This is a genomic window from Serratia plymuthica, from assembly GCF_018336935.1.
GTDB lineage: Bacteria > Pseudomonadota > Gammaproteobacteria > Enterobacterales > Enterobacteriaceae > Serratia > Serratia plymuthica_B.
Genome location: NZ_CP068771.1, coordinates 1,310,804 through 1,332,291, shown reverse-complemented (window position 1 = coordinate 1,332,291; position 21,488 = coordinate 1,310,804). Strand labels below are relative to the sequence as shown.

Below are 21,488 nucleotides of genomic sequence, written 5' to 3'. Positions count from 1 at the left end.
CTCACAAAAACTGAATAATACTCATCAAGTTCATCACAAAAAGAGAATACAATGGATCTTACCCAGCTTCGCATGTTCTGCAGCGTCGCCGAAACCGGCTCCGTAGCCCGTGCCGCCGAACAGTTGCACCGCGTGCCGTCGAACCTGACCACGCGCCTGCGTCAGCTCGAGCAGGAACTGGGTACCGATCTTTTCATCCGCGAAAAGCAACGCCTGCGCCTTTCGCCGATGGGTCACAACTTTCTCTGCTACGCCAACCGCATTCTGGCGCTCAGCGAAGAGGCCATGAGCATCACGCATGCCGGTGAGCCGGCGGGTAACTTCGCCATCGGCTCGATGGAAAGCACGGCCGCCACTCGCCTGCCCAATCTGCTGGCGGCCTATCACCAGCGCTTTTCGCAGGTGTCGCTGTCGTTGACCACCGGTACCTCGGGCGAAATCACCGAACGGGTGCGCGCCGGTACGCTGGCGGCGGCGCTGGTCGATGGGCCGGTCCAGTATGACGAACTCAATGGCTGTATCGCCTTCCCCGAACACATGGTGGTGATCTCCTGCCTCGACCACCTGCCGATTCATAACGCTAAAGACGCCAAAGGCGAAACGCTGTTTGCCTTCCGGGCAAGTTGTTCTTACCGCCTGCGGCTGGAGTCCTGGTTCAAGCGCGAAGGCGTGTTGCCGGGCCAGGTTATGGAAATCCAGTCCTACCACGCGATGCTGGCCTGCGTTGCCAGCGGCGCCGGGTTGGCGATGATCCCGCATTCGGTGCTCAGCCTGTTGCCAGGCCATGAACGGGTGAAAGTGCATGCCTTACCGGATGATATCGCTCAAACCGCCACCTGGTTGCTGTGGCGGCGCGATGCGTTCGGCCCGAACGTGCGTGCGCTGAAAGAACTGATTATTGAACAGGCGGAAACCGCCGCTGTTGACAAAACAAACCTCGTTTCATCAGACGCTATCGATATAGCCTGATTTAAAAAATAGACCACTGGAGACTATGATGGAAATGATCAAAACCCGCGCCGCCGTTGCCTGGGGCCCGAACCAACCGCTGAAAATCGAAGAAGTCGACCTGATGCCACCGCAAAAAGGCGAAGTGCTGGTGCGGATCGTCGCCACCGGCGTATGCCACACCGACGCTTATACCCTGTCAGGGGCCGATCCGGAAGGCGTGTTCCCGGCGATCCTCGGCCATGAAGGCGGCGGCGTGGTGGAAGCGGTGGGCGAAGGCGTCACCAGCGTGGCGGTCGGCGATCACGTGATCCCGCTTTACACCCCGGAATGCGGCGAGTGCAAATTCTGTAAATCCGGCAAAACCAACCTGTGTCAGGCGATCCGCGCCACCCAGGGCAAAGGCCTGATGCCGGACGGCACCACCCGCTTCTACAAAGACGGACAGCCTATCTTCCACTACATGGGCACCTCGACCTTCTCCGAATACACCGTGGTACCGGAAATCTCGCTGGCGAAAATCAGTAAAGAAGCGCCGCTGGAAGAAGTCTGCCTGCTGGGTTGTGGCGTCACCACCGGCATGGGCGCGGTAATCAACACCGCCAAAGTGCAAAAAGGCGATACCGTGGCCATCTTCGGCCTCGGCGGCATTGGTCTGTCGGCGATTATCGGCGCGCAGATGGCCGGCGCAGGCCGCATCATCGGCATCGATATCAACACCAGCAAGTTCGATCTGGCGCGCAAACTGGGCGCTACCGATCTGATCAACCCGAAAGACTACGATAAACCTATTCAGGACGTGATCGTTGAGCTGACCGACGGCGGCGTCGATTTCTCCTTCGAGTGCATTGGCAACGTCAACGTGATGCGCTCCGCGCTGGAATGTTGTCATAAAGGCTGGGGCGAATCGGTGATTATCGGCGTAGCCGGTGCCGGCCAAGAGATCTCTACCCGTCCGTTCCAGTTGGTCACCGGCCGCGTCTGGCGCGGTTCCGCCTTTGGTGGCGTCAAGGGCCGTTCGCAGCTGCCGGGCATCGTCCAGCGTTATCTGGACGGCGAGTTCGCGCTGAATGACTTTATCACCCACACTATGGGGCTCGATCAGATTAATGAAGCGTTCGATTTGATGCACGAAGGCAAATCAATCCGCTCGGTTATTCACTTCGACAAAAAATAAGCCAGGAGGCAGAGATGAACTCGTCATTAGAACTTCTCGAAGAGCACCGCATGTTCGGTGGCTGGCAACAGCGTTACCGCCATGCAGCGCAGAGCCTGAATTGCAACATGACTTTCAGCATCTATCTGCCGCCGCCGCGCGATGATAACCCGCCGCCGGTGCTGTACTGGCTGTCGGGGCTGACCTGCAATGATGAAAACTTCACGTTGAAGGCCGGTGCGCAACGCATCGCCGCCGAGCTGGGCCTGGTGCTGGTGATGGCCGATACCAGCCCGCGCGGCGACGATGTGCCGAATGATGAAGGGTACGATCTGGGCCAGGGCGCCGGGTTCTATTTGAACGCCACGCAGGCGCCGTGGGACAAGCATTTCCGCATGTACGATTACCTCAGCGATGAGCTGCCGGCGTTGATCAATCAGCATTTCAGCGTCAGCGATCGCCAGTCGATCTTTGGCCACTCAATGGGCGGCCATGGCGCGCTGATGCTGGCGTTTCGTAATCCGCAGCGCTTTCGTTCCGTGTCGGCGTTCGCGCCGATCGTCAATCCTTGTCAGGTGCCCTGGGGGCGTAAAGCCTTCACCGCCTATCTGGGGAGCGACGAAAGCCAGTGGCTGCAATATGACAGTTGCCATCTGCTGGCCAACGGCGCGGAAAAAATGCCGGTGCTGGTGGATCAGGGCGACGGCGATCAGTTCCTGGCGGATCAACTGCAACCGGCGAAGCTGGCCGAGCTGGCACGCCAGCGCGACTGGCCGCTGACGCTGCGGATTCAACCAGGCTACGATCACAGCTACTTCACCATCGCCACCTTTATCGAAGACCACCTGCGCTTCCACGCCGAACACCTGTTCCGTGGATAAAAAAAATCCGGGCGGTTCAGCCGCCCGGATTTCTTCAAGCCGTGTTAACGCATTCAAATGTACGCCACGCATCATGCCGAAACCGGCCCGGACACGCCAAGGCAACAGACCCAAAGTCACCCCTTCAGTTTCGGATCCAGCGCATCGCGCAGCCCGTCGCCCAACAAATTAAACGCCAGCACGGTGAGGAAAATCGCCAAACTGGGGAAAATCGCCACGTGCGGCGCAATCACCATATCGGCACGCGCCTCGTTGAGCATCGCGCCCCACTCCGGCGTCGGCGGTTGCGCGCCCAGGCCGAGGAACGACAGGCTGGCGGCGGTGATGATCGAGGTGCCGATACGCATGGTGAAATACACCACGATCGACGAAAGGGTTCCCGGCAGAATGTGCCGCATGATAATGGTCCAGTCCGAAGCGCCAATGCTGCGCGCCGACTCGATATAGGTCAGGTGCTTCAGCACCAGGGTATTGCCCCGCACCAACCGGGCAAACGCCGGAATACTGAAAATGGCCACCGCGATAATCACATTGGCCATGCCGCTGCCCATGATCGCCACCACGCCAATCGCCAGCAGGATGCCGGGGAACGCGAACAGCACGTCGCAAATGCGCATGGTGATACGATCCCACCAGCCTTCATAATAGCCCGCCAACAGCCCCAGCAACGTGCCAATCAACCCACCGGCCAGTACCGAAAACACGCCGGCGGCCAGCGAAATGCGCGTGCCCATCAGGATGCGGCTAAAAATATCCCGCCCCAGCGAATCCACGCCCAGCCAATGCACCAGCGAAGGGCCTTCGTTCAGGCGGTCATAATCGAAATAGTTTTCCGCATCAAAGGGAACCAGATACGGCGCCAACAGCGCTGCAGCCACCAACAGCAACACAAATCCCCCCGCGACCAGCGCCACATGCTGTCGGCGGAAACGCCGCCAAAACTCATGCCACGGCGTGCGCACCGCGTTAGGGTCGATCGTCGGCATCGCCTTCAATGCAGCGTTACGCCGCCAATGCTTAATCATGCAGCGCCCTCATTTGTAACGTATCGCCGGGTTAATTGCCGCATACAGCATGTCCACCAACAGGTTAATCAGAATGAACTCCAGAGAAAACAACAGCACCTCGGCCTGGATCACCGGGTAATCGCGCATCTCGACGGCATCGACCAGCAGCCTGCCCAGCCCCGGCCAGTTAAAGACTTTCTCCACCACGATAGAACCGCCAAGCAGAAAGCCGAACTGCAATCCCATCATGGTCACCACCGGGATCATCGCGTTGCGCAGCCCGTGCTTCACCACCACCATGGTTTCCCGCACCCCCTTGGCCCGCGCGGTGCGCATATAGTCCTCTTGCATCACTTCAACGAATGAAGCGCGGGTAAAGCGCGCCATCACCGCCGCCACCGCCGCGCCCAAGGTAATGGAAGGTAAAATATAGTGCCGCCAGCTGTCGGCGCCCACCGTCGGCAACCAGCCGAGGTTGACGGAAAATACCTGCATCAGCAGCATGCCCAGCGCAAAGGCGGGAAATGAAATGCCCGAGACCGCCAGCGTCATGCCCAAACGATCCGGCCAACGGTTGCGCCACACGGCGGACACCATGCCAATGGCCATGCCGAAAATCACCGCCCACAGCATGCTGGTGAGGGTCAGCCACAGCGTTGGCATAAAGCGCGAGCCGATCTCTTCGCTCACCGGACGTTTGGATACCATCGAGGTGCCGAAATCGCCCTGCAGCGCGTTGACGAAAAAATGGACGAACTGCTGAGGCAACGGCTTATCCAGCCCCAGATCCTTGCGCACCAGTTGCACCACCGCTTCGTCGGCATCCGGCCCCGCCGCCAGCCGCGCCGGATCGCCGGGCAGCAGGTGAACGAACAGAAACACCAGCACCGCGACAATCAGCAGCGTCGGGATCAGACCCAGCAATCGTTTCAGAAAATAATTAAGCATGTCGGGTTAATCCCCTCACCCCGCCCCCGGATAGAGGGCGGGGATTGGCGCCTTATTTGAGATCGGCATTATCAAAGTTGAACGAGGTATCCGGCATCACATAGAAACCGCTCAGCTGTTTGTTGTTGGCCGACAGCAGGCGCTCTGTCGCCAGGAAAATCCACGGCGCGTCGGCCCAGATCCGGTCCTGCGCATCCTTGTAGAGTTTTTGCTTCTCGGCGCGATCGGTGGTCGCCAGCGCGCCGGTCAGATCCTTGTCCACCTGCGGGTTGCTGTAAAACGCGGTGTTGAACTGCTTGGGCGGCGCAGCCTGGGTGGAGAACAGCGGCGACAGCGCCCAATCCGCCTCGCCGGTCGACGCCGACCAGCCGGTATAGAACATGCGCACGCCGGTGTCTTTCACCCCGACGCTTTCCACCTGCGCGGCACGTTGGCCGGCGTCCATCGCGGTCACCGTCACTTTCACCCCAACCTGCGCCAGTTGCTGCTGGGCAAACTGCAGCACTTTCTGCGCGGTGCTGTGATTATGCGAAGACCACAACGTGGTGGTGAAACCGTTCGGGTAACCGGCCTCTTTCAGCAGTTCGCGCGCCTTGACCGGATCGTACGGCCACGGCTTGTAGCGGGTAGCGAAGTCGATCGCCGGCGGTACCGGGCCCTCCGCCGGCACCGCATAGCCGGAGAACGCCACTTTGATCAGCGCATCCTTGTTGATGGCGTAGTTCAACGCCTGGCGCACCTTAGGATTGTCGAACGGCTTCTGAGTGACGTTCAGGCTGATATAACGTTGCAGGATCGACGGTGCCGCCACCACGTCGAGCTTGGCATTGCCTTCCAGCACCTTGGCCTGCTCGTAAGGGATCGGGAAGGCGAAGGTCGCTTCGCCGGTTTGCAGCATCGCCGCACGGGTGTTGTTGTCCACGACCGGGCGCCAGGTGATGCTGTCGAGCTTCGGCAACCCCGGTTTCCAATAGCCGTCGAACTTCTTCACCTTGACGAAATCGGTCTGATTCCAGGTGACGAACTGATACGGCCCGGTGCCCACCGGATGGAAACCAATGTCTTTGCCATACTGCTTCAGCGCCGCCGGGGAAATGATCGCCGCCGCCGGGTGCGCCAGGTTGTTGATAAAGGCCGAGAACGGCGCCTTCAGCACGATTTTCACCGTATTGGCGTCCACCACTTCGGTTTTGTCGATCATCTTGAACAGGTTGTAACGCTTGAGATGGTTGTCCGGGTTGCTGGCGCGATCCAGGTTCACCTTCACCGCTTCGGCGTTGAACTCGGTGCCGTCGTGGAATTTCACCCCCGGATGCAGCTTGAGGGTATAAGTCAGCCCGTCTTTACTCACCTCGTAGCTGTCCGCCAGTACGTTAACCAGCTTCATATCTTTATCAAAGCCGAACAGCCCCTGATAGAAAGACTTGGCCACCGCCTGAGACAGCGTGTCGTTGGCATCGTACGGGTCCAGCGTGGTGAAGTTGGAAGCCACGGCAATCACCGCATCCTTCGCCGCCCAGGCCGGGCCTGCGCCCACCGCCGCCAGCAGCACGGCGGCCACCAACGCATTACGTTTGAATGTGTGCTTCATGTCGCTTGTCTCTCCTGAGGTCTTTAATAAGCACCGGCGATCGGGTGGCGGGCAACAAAGTGCCCCGGCCCAACCTGTACCAGCGGTGCGGTAACGGGTTCATCGCCCAGCGTGCGGATCGGGCTGGGGATTTCATCCACCAACAACGGTTGGCGTTTATGGACATGCGCCGGGTCGGCCACCGGCACCGCCGCCATCAGCTTGCGGGTGTAAGCGTGCTGCGGATTGTCGAATACCGCCCGGCGCGGGCCAATTTCGACGATCTGGCCGAGGTACATGACCGCCACACGATGGCTAATACGTTCCACCACCGCCATATCGTGCGAGATAAACAAGAATGCGATGCCGAGCTCACGCTGCAAGTCGAGCAATAAATTGACGATCTGCGCCTGAATCGACACGTCAAGCGCCGACACCGACTCGTCGGCGATCACCACCTTCGGGTTCAATGCCAGCGCACGCGCAATGCAAATACGCTGCCGCTGGCCACCGGAAAATTCATGCGGGTAACGCCGCGCATGCTCGGGTTTCAGCCCTACGCGCTCCAGCAACCAGGCCACGCGCTCCTCTGCCGCCTTGCCGCGCGCCACGTTATGCACCAGCAGCGGCTCCATAATCGAGAAACCGACGGTCAGCCGCGGATCCAGCGAAGCGTAAGGATCCTGGAAGATAAACTGGATATCGCGCCGCAGGTGCTGCAACGCCGAACCTTTCAGTCGGTTTATCTGGCGGCCGTCGAAGGTGATGGTGCCGCGCTGGCTGTCCACCAGCTTTAACAGCGAACGGCCGGTGGTGGATTTGCCGCAGCCGGACTCCCCCACCAGCCCCAGCGTTTCGCCGGGGTAGAGATCAAAACTGACGTTTTCCACCGCGTGTACCCGACGGGTGACGCGGTTGAAAATACCGCTGCGCAGATCAAAGCGCGTGACCAGGTTTTCCACCCGCAGGATAGGTGCGGCGCCTGGCGGCACGGTATCCTGAGGCAGCCCATTGTCTTCGCCGTTGGGCTGCGGGAATTTGGCCGGGAAGTCTTTATCTGCCATCGAGCCCAGTCTGGGTACTGCCGCCAGCAACGCCCGAGTGTAGGGCTGTTGCGGCGCGGCGAACAGATCGCGCACCGGCCCTTGCTCCACTTGCTCGCCCTGATGCATCACCAGCACCCGGTCGGCAATCTCCGCCACTACGCCCATATCGTGGGTGATGAAAATCACCCCCATCTGCATTTCCTGCTGCAACACGCGAATCAGCTGCAAGATTTGCGCCTGAATGGTGACGTCCAGCGCGGTGGTCGGCTCGTCGGCAATCAGCAGCGCGGGTTTGCAAGATAACGCCATGGCGATCATCACCCGCTGGCGCATACCGCCGGAAAGCTGGTGCGGATAACGGTTAAGCACCTCTTTGGCTTCGGGAATGCGCACCAGATCGAGCATGCGCAAGGCTTCTTGTTTCGCGGCGCGGCCGCCCATCGCCTGATGCAGCCGCAGAGACTCGGCGATCTGCTCGCCGACCGGAAACACCGGGTTCAGCGACGTCATCGGCTCCTGAAAAATCATCGCCATATCGGCGCCGCGCAGGGTGCGCAAGGTGCTCTGACGCGCTCGCGCCAGATCCAGCACTTCGCCGTTGCGCCGGCGAAACGGCATAGCGCCGCTGACGATAGCGCCGCCGCCCTGCTCAACCAGCCGCATCAACGCCAGAGAAGTCACGGATTTGCCCGAGCCGGACTCGCCGACGATCGCCAGCGTTTCACCGCGATCGATGTCAAATGACAGGTTGCGCACCGCCTCGACGGTGTCGCCTTGCTGGTTGAACCGGATGCCAAGATTGCGCACCGACAGTACGCGCTGTGGTGGCAGAAATAACGCAGAGTCAGCCGCAGGCGGCATTGCAGTATCGGTCATGCACCCTCCTGGTGATCGGTTAGCGATAAATCCCTATGGACGGCGCATCGCCGACATAACCAAACCCGCGGTACATCCCTTCGCTGTTGAAAGGCAGGACCACGTTGCCGTGGCGGTCGATGGCGATCAGCCCGCCGTTGCCGCCCATTGCCGGCAATTTTTCCATCACCACCCGGTCGCAGGCCTGTTGCAGGCTCAGACCGGCGTATTCGATCAATGCAGAGACGTCGTAAGCCACCACACCGCGCATGAATATTTCGCCGGTGCCGGTGCTGGAGATCGCCACCGTGGCGTTGTTCGCATAGCAGCCGGCGCCGATGATCGGCGTATCGCCTATCCGGCCGGCCTGTTTATTGGTCATGCCGCCGGTTGAGGTGGCGGCCGCCAGATTGCCTAATGCGTCCAGAGCTACCGCACCTACGGTGCCGAATTTACGATCGGGGTCTATCGGATCGGTGGCCTGCGCCGCGCCGTCGTGATCGAGCAGCACCCGGCCCTGCTCCGCCTGGGCGCGGTGCAGTTGATCAAAACGTTCCTGGGTAAAGAAGAAATCGGGGGTAACCATTTCCAGGCCGTGGGCGGCGGCGAATTTTTCTGCGCCCTCGCCGGCGAACAGCACATGCGGGCTGTTTTCCAATACCGCACGGGCGGCCAAAATCGGATTGCGAATGCGGCTGACCCCGGCTACGGCACCGGCGTCGCAGGTGTGCCCGTCCATCACGCAGGCATCCAGTTCGTGGGTGCCCTGGTGAGTAAACACCGAGCCTTTTCCGGCGTTGAAGAGCGGACACTCTTCCAGCAGCCTGACGGCCTCGGTGACCGCATCCAGCGCGCTGCCGCCCTGGGCCAAAATATGCTGACCGGCGGCGACAATAGAGGACAGCGCCTGAATATACGCTTGTTCTTTTTCAGCACTCAGCGCCGCACGGGTAATTGCGCCCGCGCCACCATGAATGGCAATCACTGGTTTGCTCATTTGCCTGACACCCTGTGTTAAACCCAACCTTTTTCCAAGACGCCTATACCCTATGGATTTCAAGTCGCAGCCAGGCAGCCGGTTCAGGAGACCCCAGGTATGCTTGAAATACGACGGGTATAATTATTATTCTGACTTTTTTCGACTATATTTAGCCTGGCTATCGAAGTAAAGCATAAAGTCACCGCTCAGCATTTAGCGTAGTCCGCTTAGATTATTTCGCACATTGAAATAGCTTAATGGAATAAAAACAGAAGGTTAGCCCAACGCATCAGCGCGGAAACAGCGGCTGGGATTTTTGTTGAAAACCTCAGCCGATCGCTCTGGATAAATAGCCGCTTAGCGTTCAACCTGCTGTGTGTTCGCCGGTTGAACGCAGATAATCAATATTCAGAACCCCGATCCCGGCAGCAATAAAAATGCTTCTTCCTCCGGCGTGCTGACCCGGCCTAATATCGCATTACGGTGCGGATAACGGCCAAAACGATCAATGATCGCCTTATGCCGTAATTCAAATTCCAACTGATCGCCATTATTCAGTTCGGTATACAGCGCCAGTGCCTGCTGATGAATTACCGCCGATTCCGAATGCATAAAGGGTAAATAGAGAAAGCCGCGCTGTTCGCGGCTGAGCTGTGCACATTGCCCGGAGCGGATCGCCTCTTGCGCCAGCACCAGCGCCATGCAGTCGCTGGAAAATGCCCGGGGTGTTCCCCGATACAGATTGCGGCTGAACTGATCGAGCACGATCACCTCAGCCAACCGGCCTTCGATGGTGTCGCGCCAGTGCGCCAATTCCCCCGCCGCCGCCGCGTGCCACAATTCGCCAAAACGTACCTGCAAGTCGCGGTCGAACTCATCGTCGTTCTTGAACCACATCACCGGATCGATTTCCTCGAACCAGAAGTCTATGACCTGTTTATGCATCACCTTTCTCCCTTGTTTTACTCAGTCTATACCCTGCGGCTTTCAAGTTGCAGCCCGCTCATGCTCAGGCATGGGTCGGGACCGTCCTGGGGCGGTCAATCCGTCCGGGCGCCGCCAACAACGCCGCGGCGTGAAAGACGGCGGGCGTACCCGTTCTCCCCTTCGGCGTTATCTGCCATAATACTCCCACTTTGCCGCTGTTTTTCGCGCACCCTGATTACGGAGTTCCCTTTATGGATCATTGCCATACTTCCGATCTCATCTCCCTTGAGCAGGCGTTGGAGAAGATGCTCGGCCAACTCTCCCCTCTGCAGCAGACCGAATCCATCCCCCTGAACGCCGCCGCCGGCCGCATTACCGCCGCGCCGGTGATTTCACCGATCGACGTGCCGCCGTTCGCCAATTCGGCCATGGACGGTTATGCGGTACGTATCGCAGACCTGCATGCCAACGCCCCGCTTCCGGTCGCAGGCAAAGCCTTTGCCGGTGCGCCGTTCAACGGCGACTGGCCGGCCGGCACCTGCGTACGCATCATGACCGGCGCGCCGATCCCAACCGGCGCCGAGGCGGTGATCATGCAAGAGCAGGCTGAGGTGAGCGATGCCGGCGTTCGCTTCAATGCCGTAGTGCGCGCCGGGCAAAACATCCGTTTGGCGGGAGAAGATATTCAACAGGGCGCCGGCGTGTTGCCGGCCGGCGTCAAACTGGGCGCCGCGCAGTTGCCGCTGCTGGCCTCGCTCGGCGTCGCCGAGGTGCTGGTGATCCGCAAGTTGAAGGTCGCGGTGTTCTCCACCGGCGACGAGTTGCAACCGGTAGGCCAGCCGCTAGAGGCCGGGCAGATTTATGACACCAACCGCTTTGCGGTACGCCTGATGCTCGAACAATTGGGCTGCGAGACTCTCGATCTGGGCATTATCCGTGATGACCAAAATGCGCTGCGCGCCGCCTTCGAGCAGGCGGACAGCCAGGCTGACGTCGTGATCAGCAGCGGCGGCGTGTCGGTGGGTGAAGCCGACTACACCAAACAAATGCTCGATGAGTTGGGCGAGGTCAGTTTCTGGAAACTGGCAATCAAACCCGGCAAACCCTTCGCGTTTGGCAAGCTGAAGCACGCCTGGTTCTGCGGCCTGCCGGGTAACCCGGTTTCCGCCGCCCTGACCTTCTACCAGTTGGTGCAGCCGTTGCTGGCAAAACTGGCCGGCCACGGCGAATGGCGTCTGCCACCACGCCTGCGCGCACGCGCATTGACACCGCTGAAGAAGGCGCCGGGTCGTCTTGATTTCCAGCGCGGCGTGTTTGGCAGCAATGCCCAGGGCGAGTTGGAAGTGAGCACCACCGGCCATCAGGGCTCGCACGTATTCAGTTCGTTCAGCCAGGGTAACTGTTTCATCGTGCTGGAGCGCGAACGCGGTTCCGTGGCGGTTGGCGAAATGGTGGAAATCGAGCCATTCAACAACTTGCTGAGGAGCTGAACATGCTGCCGGAATTAACCGACGCCGAAATGCTGCGCTATAACCGCCAGATTATCCTGCGCGGCTTTGACTTCGACGGCCAGGAAAAGCTGAAGGCCGCTCGAGTGCTGATTGTCGGCCTTGGCGGGCTGGGTTGCGCTGCTGCGCCTTACCTGGCCGCGGCGGGCGTCGGCCAGCTGACGCTGGTTGATTTCGACACCGTCGCCCTCTCCAACCTGCAACGCCAGATCCTGCATCGCGATGCGCGTCTTGGCATGACGAAGGTCGAATCGGCTCGACTCGAGCTCAGCGCCATCAATCCGCATATCCATATTGATACCCTGGACGGGCAGTTGAGCGACGAACAAATGGCGGAGCACATTGCCGCCTGCGATCTGGTGCTGGACTGTACCGACAACGTAGCGACACGCGATCTGCTCAACCGCCAGTGCCATGCGCAACGCAAACCGCTGGTTTCCGGCGCGGCGATCCGCATGGAGGGGCAGCTCAGCGTATTTACCTACCAGCCGGACGAGCCCTGCTACCGCTGCCTGAGCCGGTTATTCGGCGAAAACGCCCTGACCTGCGTCGAGGCTGGGGTTATGGCACCGCTGGTGGGCACTATCGGCACGCTGCAAGCTCTGGAAGCGATTAAGCTGTTGACGCATTACGGCCAACCTCTCACCGGAAAACTGCTGATGTTCGACGCCATGACGATGCAGTTCCGCGAGATGAAGTTGCCGAAAAACCCGCAGTGCGAGGTGTGCGGCGGAGAATAACGGAGACAAAAAAGGGCGGGATAATTCCCGCCCTGCTTTTTCGCTCTTCGTACTTAAACGATACCCTGGCTACGCAGATAGTCTTCGTAGTTGCCGGTAAAGTCGATAACCTTGGTCGGCGTCATTTCCAGCACGCGCGTCGCCAGCGAGCTGACGAACTCACGGTCGTGGGAGACGAAGATCAACGTACCTTCGTACATTTCCAGCGCCATGTTCAGCGATTCGATGGATTCCATATCCAGGTGGTTGGTTGGTTCATCCATAACCAGAATATTAGGGCGCTGCATCATCAGCTTGCCGAACAGCATACGGCCCTTTTCACCACCGGACAGCACCTTAACTTTCTTCTTGATGTCGTCCTGGCTGAACAGCAAACGGCCCAGCACGCTGCGCACCGCCTGCTCGTCGTCTTTTTCCTGCTTCCACTGGCTCATCCAGTCGAACACCGTCAGGGTATCATCGAACTCGTATTCGTGATCCTGAGCGTAGTAACCGATCTTGGCGTTTTCGGACCACTTCACGCTGCCGCTGTCCGGCTGAGCGTCGCCCACCAGCGTTTTCAGCAGGGTGGATTTACCGATACCGTTCGGGCCCAGCACCGCCACTTTCTCGCCGACTTCAACCATCAGGTTGAACTTGCTGAACAGCGGGCCGTTATCGAAACCTTTGCTCAGCGCTTCCACTTCCAGCGCGTTACGGAACAGTTTCTTGTCCTGATCAAAACGGATGAACGGGTTCTGACGGCTGGAAGCCTTCACTTCCTCCAGTTGGATCTTGTCTATCTGGCGGGCGCGAGACGTCGCCTGCTTGGATTTGGAGGCGTTGGCGCTGAAGCGGCTCACGAACGACTGCAGTTCGCTAATTTGTGCCTTCTTCTTGGCGTTGTCCGCGACCAGACGCTCGCGCGCCTGAGTGGCCGCAGTCATGTATTCGTCGTAGTTACCCGGATAAACGCGCAGTTCGCCGTAGTCCAGATCCGCCATGTGAGTACAGACCATGTTCAGGAAGTGACGGTCGTGCGAAATGATGACCATGGTGCTGTTACGATCGTTCAGCACCTGCTCCAGCCAGCGAATGGTATCGATGTCCAGGTTGTTCGTCGGTTCGTCGAGCAGCAGGATTTCCGGATCGGAAAACAGCGCCTGTGCCAGCAATACGCGCAGTTTGAAGCCCGGCGCGATCTCGCTCATCGGGCCGTAATGCTGTTCAACCGGGATGCCTACGCCAAGCAGCAGTTCGCCGGCGCGCGCTTCTGCGGTGTAACCGTCCATCTCGCCGTAAGCCACTTCCAGATCGGCCACTTTATAGCCGTCTTCTTCGCTCATTTCGGCCAGACCGTAAATGCGGTCGCGCTCTTCCTTCACCGCCCACAGCTCGTGGTGGCCCATGATGACGGTGTCCAGCACGCTGTATTGTTCGAAAGCGAACTGATCCTGACGCAGTTTGCCCAGGCGTTCGTTCGGATCGAGGAACACGTTGCCGCCGCTCGGCACCAGATCGCCGCCCAGAATTTTCATAAAGGTGGATTTGCCGCAGCCGTTGGCCCCGATCAAACCGTAGCGGTTACCGCCGCCAAACTTAACGGAGATGTTTTCAAACAACGGCTTACTGCCAAACTGCATAGTGATGTTGTTAGTGCTTAACACAGCGCTCGCTCTTCATATCATTGGGAATGTGATTTGGCGCGCATTATGCCATAACGGGCAACAGAGATCGCGGGAAGTTTCGGTGACAATTTGAGCAAAGGTGCGGCGATTGGCCGGGTAAGGAACCGCCCCGCCCACCAACATGCCGAATGCGATAATCCCCCATCCGGCAAGCTGACTCGTTAATCGGGAAAACAGCCGTTGATGCGCGAGTAAGGCGCTGCGTCACCGAACAGCGGTTCGGAACTGCCATCGGCCAGAAAACCTGCCGCCAATCTGGCGGTGTGCGTCCACAGGCTTTGCGGGATCCATGAGCCGACGCTCACCCGACGTACGCCAAGCGCGGCAAGTTGCTCCGCCGGCAAAAGACCGGGCCAGGCGATCACATTAAGCAGCAGATCGGTTTGGCCGGCAATTTTACGGATCTCTTCCGGATCCGTCACGCCCAAAACAAACAACCCATCAGCCCCCGCCTCGTGGTAGCTCTTGGCTCGACTCAGCGTTTCACTGACGCGCATGGCGGCAGGGACCAGGCTGCGCGCATAAACGTCCGTGCGCGCATTGATATAAAGTTTAACCCCCATGCGCTCCGCGACATTGCGCACCTGGGTGATTTTCTCGCACAAGATCTGCGGCGAATCCGCCCCATCCTGAATATTGACGCCCACCGCACCGGCGTCAATAAAGCGCGCCACCCGGCTTTCCAGGCTGCCTTCCTCATCCGGGTAGCCACTTTCGATATCCACGCTGAGCGGCACTTTAATGACGCGCGCGATCGCCGCAATGCTCGCCAGATGCGGGGCTAACGGCAACCTGTCGCCATCGCGATAGCCCAGCGACCATGCGACACCGGCGCTGGTCGTGGCGATCGCTGCGGCGCCGAGGCTTTCAATCAACAATGCGCTGCCGGCGTCCCAGGCATTGGGCAGGCGCAATGGGTGTGGCTGGCGGTGCAGATTGGCAAAAACGACGGCGTTATTGTGAGTATCCATAAGGTTCTCCCGATAAAAAACCCATTCTAACCACTGCCAATTTGGATGATAATAGCCACAAATTTCAGACATTCATTCCCCAGGAGAACGAATGGAAGAGCCTTCCCTGCAACTGGTAAAAGCCTTTGTCGCCGTGGCAGAACATCAGAGCTTCGTCAGAGCGGCACAAGCGCTGAATATGACGCCTTCTGCCGTCAGTCGCCTGGTCAAAAAGCTTGAACAACAGGTTGATATGTTGCTTATCAACCGCACCACCCGGGCGATGTCGCTGACCGACGCCGGCCAGCGCTACTTCACGGACTGCAGCGCCGCCCTGGAACAATTGAGAATGGCCTATGAGCGAATGCGCGATGAGCAAAGCCAGCCACAGGGAACGTTGCGTGTCAGCACGTCGCTGTCGTTTGGCCGCCTGCACGTCGCGCCGCATCTGGCGGCATTTATGACGCAGTATCCCCAACTGCGAATAGACCTGCTGATGACCGATCGTTATGTCGACATTGTTGCGGAACGCGTGGCAGTCGCTATTCGCATTGGCCGGCTACCGGATTCAAGCCTGGTGGCACGCAAGCTGCTCGACAACCGGCGGATCCTGGTCGCCTCACCGCATTATCTGCAACGGCACGGCATACCGACAACGCTTGAGGAACTGCGGCAGCATCAATGCCTGGTCTCGACGGCGAGCCACGACGGCGAGAACTGGCGCCTGTTCGGGCCCCAGGGAGAAATAATGTTTCAGCCCAAGGGCCGAATGCGGGCGGATAATGGCGATGCGGTCAAACAATTTTGTATCGACGGCCAAGGCATCGCATTTCATTCCGCCGTGACGATGGCCGAATCGATACGTTTGGGGGAATTGGTGCAACTGCTGCCGCAATGGACAGGGAGAGAAACCGGGGTTTATTCCGTTTACCCGCCGGGGCCGGTGGGGCCGGCAGCGCGGGCGTTAGTCGATTTCCTGACCCTGAGATGGCAACAGGAACCTTGCCTGCAAACGCACAAAACAGCAGTTTAAGAAAAATCAGCGGGGCTTGGCCACAACCTTCGATAGCCCCGCCTTTTGCATGACGGGCACAAAGCCTGTACCGGCATCGGGGCACAGCAAGCCTGGTTCGAGACGCCTTAATATCCTGGATGACGCGTATCCCTGCCTGCGCGCGCGAAAACACATTTGTATTCACCACTACGATTATTTAAATAAATTAAATTTACACAAAATATTAATCACTCACAGACAGGCCTAAAAAATCATCGAATTTATCACCTGAGCGATAGAGAGAGACAATATTTACGTTAAACATCTCAACAAAAAAATAACCTCAGCCTGCGGGTGATAAACCATTATTCCCGTAGATTAAGTAAATGCGTTGCCTTTACTCTCTCCTTCAGGTCGAGTAGCCATTTTTATTGCTACGGCAGAACCTCATCACCCTAGATCCCACTCTACGATTAAAATTGTGATTCACCTCTTAAAACCCACAAGGAATCGGATCCTTTGTGTGTGGCAGGTCACTAAATCGTCAATCAGTCAGGGGTAACACCCTGACCAGACACAAAACAAACTATTTAATAAACAATTAATTAAGTTGATTATTATCCGGTTTTACGCCACGAGAAACCTGTATTGCATATAATTGTACATACAAGTATATGTAAACAAGAGGTTGCAATAGTGTGAACGCAACAAACAGCATCCCTCAGGTATCACTGGTGAAACTTTAACAATAAAAACATGCCACCCATCGAGAGAGATAGAGATAATGACGAACACTGTTGAAAACGGATTATCCGAGAAACGGACGATCGACAAGAAAACGATAAATTATAAAATCATCTTGGGTGCCAGTCTCGGTAATGGACTGGAGATTTTCGACTTTACCGTTTACAGCTTCTTCGCTGCCATTATCGGAAAACTGTATTTCCCCAGCGATACGGCCTACGGTTCTTTATTAATGTCGGTGGCCGTGTTTGGCGTTGGTTTTATTATGCGTCCGCTAGGCAGCATGGTGTTGGGTGCCTACGCCGATCGGGTCGGCCGTAAGGCTGCGATGTTAATGACCATTGTCCTGATGGGCGTCGGCACCGCGCTGATCGCCTTTGCCCCCACTCATGCGCAAATTGGCATTTTCGCGCCGATGCTGATCGTGGCCGGGCGCTTAATTCAGGGCTTTGCCGCCGGCGGTGAAGTAGGGTCGGCAACCACCCTGCTTCTGGAGTCGGCCGGAGCCAATCAGCGCGGGTTCTTTGTCAGTTGGCAGGCGATCAGCCAGGGTATCAGCGCTTTGCTCGGCGCCTCTTTCGGGCTGCTGTTGACCTATTTTCTGCCGGAAGAAGCCCTCTATTCCTGGGGCTGGCGCGTGCCTTTCATCATCGGCCTGCTGATTATTCCCGTCGGCGTGTATATCCGTAGACACCTGGAAGAAACCTATAACGGCGAGGTTATGGATCAAGAACGTCCGCCGGTCAACCCGGTCTGGGATGTGCTGCGCAATCACTTTAAGGACCTGCTGCTGGGGATGCTGATCATCATGTCCGGCACCGTGATGGTTTATATTGTGCTGCTGTATATGCCGACCTATATGATGCAGACCTATCATATTGCCGCGCCGACCGCCTATCTCTTCAGTTGCATTGCCTCCGTGGTGCAAATCGTCGCCGTTTATTTCGCCGGCCGTTATGTCGATCGGGTACAAAACTACAAAAGGCCGCTGCTTTTCTCTATCTTTGCCTCCCTGATACTGATTTATCCCACATTCTGGTTCCTGGGCGCCACACACTATCTGTGGCTGGCAATCCTCTTTCGCATCTTGCTGATCGGCGCTTTAGGGATCAATATGCTGTCTAGCACCATGCTGATCGTCTCTGCGCTACCGCGCCAGGTACGCGCTACCGGCACCTCGATGATTTATGCCTTCGGCGTTACGCTGTTTGGCGGGTCGGCGCAGCTGGTCGTCACCTGGCTGCTGGACGTCAGCGGCAATCCTATGGCACCGGCCTGGTATGTCACCGGCATGCTGACTATCAGCCTGATTGCCACCAGGGTGTTCAAGGAGCGGCACAAAAACTGACGCAATAGTCCTATTCCTGGAGCGAAAAGAAGTATGGATACCCCTTATAATTTGGCATTACTGACGGGCGCAGGACTGAGCGCCACTGCGGCCCTGGTGCATATTTGGGTGATCAAGGCGGGGCCGCGCGGATATCGCCTGTGCGGCGCCGGCGATCGCTTTATCCGCGCTTCCGAAGCCGGCAAGAAATTTCCGGCCATCGTGACCGCAGGTATCGCCCTGGTGCTGTTTATCTGGGCACTGTACGCTTTGGCCGGTGCCGGCATTATTGCGCCGCTGCCGTTGCTGCGCCCCGCGTTGTGCCTCATCACGTTTATCTATCTGTTGCGCGGCGTTGCCGGCCCCCTGGCGTTGCGCAATACCGGCCGCAGTCACGGATTCATCGTCATAAGTTCGTTGATTTGTCTCTGCCTGGGCCTGGTTCATCTGCTGGGGCTTGCGCAGCGTTGGAACGCGTTGGCATAGCTTTCCGTTAACGCGGGAATAACACCCGCTCTGCACCGCAGAGCGGGTCGCTGTCGATAGCGCGTTTGAAACCACATCGCTCAAACGGCTGGCTCAGGCATGATCGGCGTATCTGACCACGGTCAGCCGCTCTTCCTCAGCAGGGGAAACAAAGTAGCGGGTAAGCAGATCGAAGGTGTCTTCGCTTAGCACGAAAGGATGATCGCCCTGCTCGTTTCTCAGTTTTATCCGGCTCTTGCATTGCACATCGCTGACGTCCAGAAAATGCAGACAATGGCCAACACCGGCGGCGTCCGCCAATTGTCTGGCCCAAAGACGGCTTACCGGCGTGTTCATCGGAAAATCGAGCACCACCGACAGCCCATGACGCAGCAGCTGTACGATGTGTTCACTCAACGCCTGCCGCAGCCGGGCCGAATAGCGGACGTAATCCTGCAACCCGGCCATCTGTTGTTCATACAGCGTCGCCAGCCAGCTGTCCTCAACAATCAACAGCGTGTGTGGCTGCTGCGACAAGCGGTTTGCCAACGTTGACTTGCCTGAGCCGGCTTTGCCGCACATCAGATGTAAAACAGCCTGGGGGTGATTTTCCATGACGTCCTCCTGGGTGATGGCCAGCAGGAGGAGAGATTGCCCCGCCTTACTGGCGGGTTTTGGCTTGAAAGAGACGCGCTATCCCACCACTCTGAGAATGGTGATAATAATCTGCGCGAATACAAGCCGGTTTTTGTTCATCCACTATCAATAGAATAAAATCGGGAGTGCTGTCAACGGCAAAACCGGCTTTGCATCAATCTGCGTGATAGCCGCAGCTGTCCTGCGGCACTTGATCGCGCTGCTCCAAACCATAGTCGCGCACCACCTCAGCTACCCGCAGGCGATACTGCGCCAGCACATCATGGCGGCCACGCGCCTGCGCAGCCCGGTGCTGCTCGAGATTGCGCCACTGTTTTACCGCCTCCTCATCCCGCCAGAAGGACAGCGACAGTAACCGCTGCGGATCGGCCAGGCTTTGAAAGCGTTCGATGGAGATAAATCCGTCAATCTCCGCCAACAGCGGCTTTAGCTCTGCCGCCAGCTTAAGATAGGTTTCGCGCTGCCCGTCGGCGGCCTGCAGTTCAAAAATAACGGCAATCATAGGAAACTCCTGTCAGGAAGATTGCCCCTATCCTGACGCTGGACCTACAGCCATACTTCGCCTAATCTCGAATTATGAATGACATCGATATTGAAGATCGCCTGGCGGCACTGACCGCCGCTATCGCCGACCGCACTCGTGCGCGCATGTTGTGCCTGCTGATGGACGGGCGCGCCTATACCGCCACCGAGCTCAGCGCCGCCGTGGACGTCGCCGCCTCTACCGCCAGCGGGCATTTGGCGCGCTTGCAGGAACAGAGGTTGATCGCCTGCGTCAAACAGGGGCGCTATCGCTATTTCCGCCTGGCGGGGCAGCCGGTGGCCGATGCGCTGGAAACGCTGATGGCACTGGCCGGCGTCGAACGGCCGACGGTGAAAAGCACGGCCCCCACCTCGCTGCAATTCGCCCGTACCTGCTACGATCATATGGCCGGTGAAGTGGCGGTAAGACTGCATGACCGTTTGCATCAGTTGGCCTGGCTGGCGGGCGATGAAGACTACCGGCTGAGCGACGCGGGGCGGACGGCCCTGACGCGGTTGGGCGTCGACTGCACGCCTGCGCCTTCACGACGGCGCTTCGCCTGCGGCTGCCTGGACTGGAGCGAGCGCAAGGCTCACCTTGGCGGCGCACTTGGCGCAGCGGTGCTGAACGCTTTTATCGCGCGCGGCTGGATAAGGCGCCGGCTCGATAGCCGCGAGCTGCAGCTCACCGCCGCCGGCAAGAATGCGCTGAAAGCACATTTTGACCTCACGGTTTAACCCCGCAACACGTTAGCTTTGGTGCAATACTCAATAGGCAAACCGTCAACCCGAGGACTCTTCATGCTCGATCAAACCCAATTCCCCATCACCAAATTGTGGCCGGCACAGCACCCGGAACGGCTGCAGCTTTACTCGCTGCCAACGCCTAACGGCGTAAAAGTCTCCATCATGCTGGAGGAAATCGGCCTGCCGTATGAAGCGCATCTGATCGATATCGGCAAGAATGAAACCTGGACGCCGGAATTTCTGTCGCTGAACCCGAACGGTAAAATCCCGTCGATTATCGATCCCGATGGCCCAGGCGGCAAGCCGCTGCCGCTGTTCGAATCCGGCGCCATTCTGCTGTATCTGGCGGAGAAAAGCGGTCAATTCCTGCCGCAGGATCCTGCGCAGAGCTACGAAACCATCCAGTGGGTATTTTTCCAGATGGCCGCGGTCGGCCCGATGTTCGGCCAGCTCGGCTTCTTCCACCGCTTCGCCGGGCGTGAATACGAAGATAAACGCCCGCTGGAGCGTTATAAAAATGAATCCAAACGCCTGCTCGGCGTGCTGGAAAGCCGCCTCGAAGGCCGCGACTGGATCATGGGCGAGGACTACACCATCGCCGACATTTCGCTGCTGGGCTGGGTGCGCAACCTGATCGGTTTCTACGAGGCGCGCGAACTGGTGGAATTCGACAGTTTCCCACGGGTGGGGCAGTGGCTGGAGCGCGGTTTGGCGCGCCCGGCAGTACAACGCGGCCTGAATATTCCCGCGCGTAACGAATAATTTATTGCCTGGGATAGCCGCCGGCTATCCCATTTTCGCCCCCGCTTATCGTCATAAAAATGTCACACCTCTGCACTACTCTCCCTGC

Annotated in this window: 20 protein-coding genes; 10 read left to right on the top strand and 10 right to left on the bottom strand. The window is 58.3% G+C overall.

What is annotated here, in order from left to right; translation table 11 throughout:
• Positions 1-51 precede the first annotated feature (51 nt).
• Genes ptrR through fghA form a run of 3 tightly spaced genes read left to right on the top strand, consistent with a single transcriptional unit; the run spans position 52 to position 2,985 of the window.
• Entirely contained in the window at positions 52-969 is a 918-nt protein-coding gene (gene ptrR, locus JK621_RS06375) for a putrescine utilization regulator PtrR (protein ID WP_212559093.1), read from the top strand.
• A gap of 28 nt (positions 970-997) precedes the next feature.
• Positions 998-2,125 carry an S-(hydroxymethyl)glutathione dehydrogenase/class III alcohol dehydrogenase gene (locus JK621_RS06370; protein WP_004942340.1) on the top strand — a complete coding sequence of 376 codons (1,128 nt, stop codon included), beginning with the start codon at positions 998-1,000 and terminating at the stop codon, positions 2,123-2,125.
• 14 nt (positions 2,126-2,139) lie between these two features.
• Positions 2,140-2,985 carry an S-formylglutathione hydrolase gene (gene fghA / locus JK621_RS06365; RefSeq protein WP_212559092.1) on the top strand — a complete coding sequence of 282 codons (846 nt, stop codon included), beginning with the start codon at positions 2,140-2,142 and terminating at the stop codon, positions 2,983-2,985.
• A 116-nt stretch (positions 2,986-3,101) separates the two neighbouring features.
• Here the strand turns inward: fghA and gsiD are convergent, their stop codons facing one another.
• The 6 genes from gsiD to JK621_RS06335 all read right to left on the bottom strand — a co-directional run bounded on the left by gsiD (position 3,102) and on the right by JK621_RS06335 (position 10,335).
• On the bottom strand, positions 3,102-4,010 hold the full coding sequence (gene gsiD / locus JK621_RS06360; protein WP_212559091.1) for a glutathione ABC transporter permease GsiD: 909 nt from the start codon (positions 4,008-4,010) through the stop codon (positions 3,102-3,104).
• Positions 4,011-4,019: 9 nt separating this feature from the next.
• The gene (gsiC, locus tag JK621_RS06355; protein ID WP_013812170.1) at positions 4,020-4,940 is read right to left on the bottom strand and encodes a glutathione ABC transporter permease GsiC; all 921 of its coding nucleotides are present in this window, start codon (positions 4,938-4,940) and stop codon (positions 4,020-4,022) included.
• Positions 4,941-4,992: 52 nt separating this feature from the next.
• On the bottom strand, positions 4,993-6,531 hold the full coding sequence (gene gsiB, locus JK621_RS06350; RefSeq protein ID WP_212559090.1) for a glutathione ABC transporter substrate-binding protein GsiB: 1,539 nt from the start codon (positions 6,529-6,531) through the stop codon (positions 4,993-4,995).
• A gap of 23 nt (positions 6,532-6,554) precedes the next feature.
• A complete protein-coding gene (locus JK621_RS06345; protein ID WP_212559089.1) occupies positions 6,555-8,432 on the bottom strand; it encodes a dipeptide ABC transporter ATP-binding protein in 1,878 nt (625 codons plus the stop codon).
• A gap of 19 nt (positions 8,433-8,451) precedes the next feature.
• Complete coding sequence (locus tag JK621_RS06340) at positions 8,452-9,408, bottom strand: isoaspartyl peptidase/L-asparaginase family protein (protein ID WP_212559088.1); 957 nt, start codon at positions 9,406-9,408, stop codon at positions 8,452-8,454.
• 390 nt (positions 9,409-9,798) lie between these two features.
• Complete coding sequence (locus JK621_RS06335; protein ID WP_212559087.1) at positions 9,799-10,335, bottom strand: DUF924 family protein; 537 nt, start codon at positions 10,333-10,335, stop codon at positions 9,799-9,801.
• A 233-nt stretch (positions 10,336-10,568) separates the two neighbouring features.
• On the opposite strand from JK621_RS06335, the gene moeA reads away from it, so the two are divergent.
• Entirely contained in the window at positions 10,569-11,807 is a 1,239-nt protein-coding gene (moeA, locus tag JK621_RS06330; protein ID WP_212559086.1) for a molybdopterin molybdotransferase MoeA, read from the top strand.
• Between the two features lie 2 nt (positions 11,808-11,809).
• Entirely contained in the window at positions 11,810-12,565 is a 756-nt protein-coding gene (gene moeB / locus JK621_RS06325) for a molybdopterin-synthase adenylyltransferase MoeB (RefSeq protein WP_212559085.1), read from the top strand.
• 53 nt (positions 12,566-12,618) lie between these two features.
• Here moeB and JK621_RS06320 read toward each other — a convergent pair whose 3' ends face one another.
• Positions 12,619-14,211: an ABC-F family ATPase gene (locus JK621_RS06320; protein ID WP_212559084.1), complete on the bottom strand. Its 1,593-nt coding sequence runs from the start codon at positions 14,209-14,211 to the stop codon at positions 12,619-12,621.
• Between the two features lie 182 nt (positions 14,212-14,393).
• A complete protein-coding gene (locus tag JK621_RS06315; protein WP_212559083.1) occupies positions 14,394-15,203 on the bottom strand; it encodes an isocitrate lyase/PEP mutase family protein in 810 nt (269 codons plus the stop codon).
• A 91-nt stretch (positions 15,204-15,294) separates the two neighbouring features.
• Here JK621_RS06315 and JK621_RS06310 point away from each other — a divergent pair, with 91 nt between their 5' ends.
• The 3 genes from JK621_RS06310 (at position 15,295) to JK621_RS06300 (ending at position 18,733) form a co-directional block, all read left to right on the top strand.
• The gene (locus JK621_RS06310; RefSeq protein ID WP_212559082.1) at positions 15,295-16,215 is read left to right on the top strand and encodes a LysR family transcriptional regulator; all 921 of its coding nucleotides are present in this window, start codon (positions 15,295-15,297) and stop codon (positions 16,213-16,215) included.
• Positions 16,216-16,960: 745 nt separating this feature from the next.
• Positions 16,961-18,268 carry an MFS transporter gene (locus JK621_RS06305; protein ID WP_212559081.1) on the top strand — a complete coding sequence of 436 codons (1,308 nt, stop codon included), beginning with the start codon at positions 16,961-16,963 and terminating at the stop codon, positions 18,266-18,268.
• Between the two features lie 33 nt (positions 18,269-18,301).
• Entirely contained in the window at positions 18,302-18,733 is a 432-nt protein-coding gene (locus JK621_RS06300; RefSeq protein WP_212559080.1) for a hypothetical protein, read from the top strand.
• Between the two features lie 93 nt (positions 18,734-18,826).
• Here JK621_RS06300 and JK621_RS06295 read toward each other — a convergent pair whose 3' ends face one another.
• Together JK621_RS06295 and JK621_RS06290 are read right to left on the bottom strand one after the other, a co-directional pair.
• Complete coding sequence (locus JK621_RS06295) at positions 18,827-19,327, bottom strand: AAA family ATPase (RefSeq protein ID WP_212559079.1); 501 nt, start codon at positions 19,325-19,327, stop codon at positions 18,827-18,829.
• Positions 19,328-19,523: 196 nt separating this feature from the next.
• The gene (locus tag JK621_RS06290; protein ID WP_212559078.1) at positions 19,524-19,871 is read right to left on the bottom strand and encodes an antibiotic biosynthesis monooxygenase family protein; all 348 of its coding nucleotides are present in this window, start codon (positions 19,869-19,871) and stop codon (positions 19,524-19,526) included.
• Between the two features lie 74 nt (positions 19,872-19,945).
• Here JK621_RS06290 and JK621_RS06285 point away from each other — a divergent pair, with 74 nt between their 5' ends.
• Together JK621_RS06285 and JK621_RS06280 are read left to right on the top strand one after the other, a co-directional pair.
• The gene (locus JK621_RS06285; RefSeq protein ID WP_212559077.1) at positions 19,946-20,629 is read left to right on the top strand and encodes an ArsR/SmtB family transcription factor; all 684 of its coding nucleotides are present in this window, start codon (positions 19,946-19,948) and stop codon (positions 20,627-20,629) included.
• 63 nt (positions 20,630-20,692) lie between these two features.
• Entirely contained in the window at positions 20,693-21,400 is a 708-nt protein-coding gene (locus JK621_RS06280) for a glutathione S-transferase N-terminal domain-containing protein (protein WP_212559076.1), read from the top strand.
• Positions 21,401-21,488 lie beyond the last annotated feature (88 nt).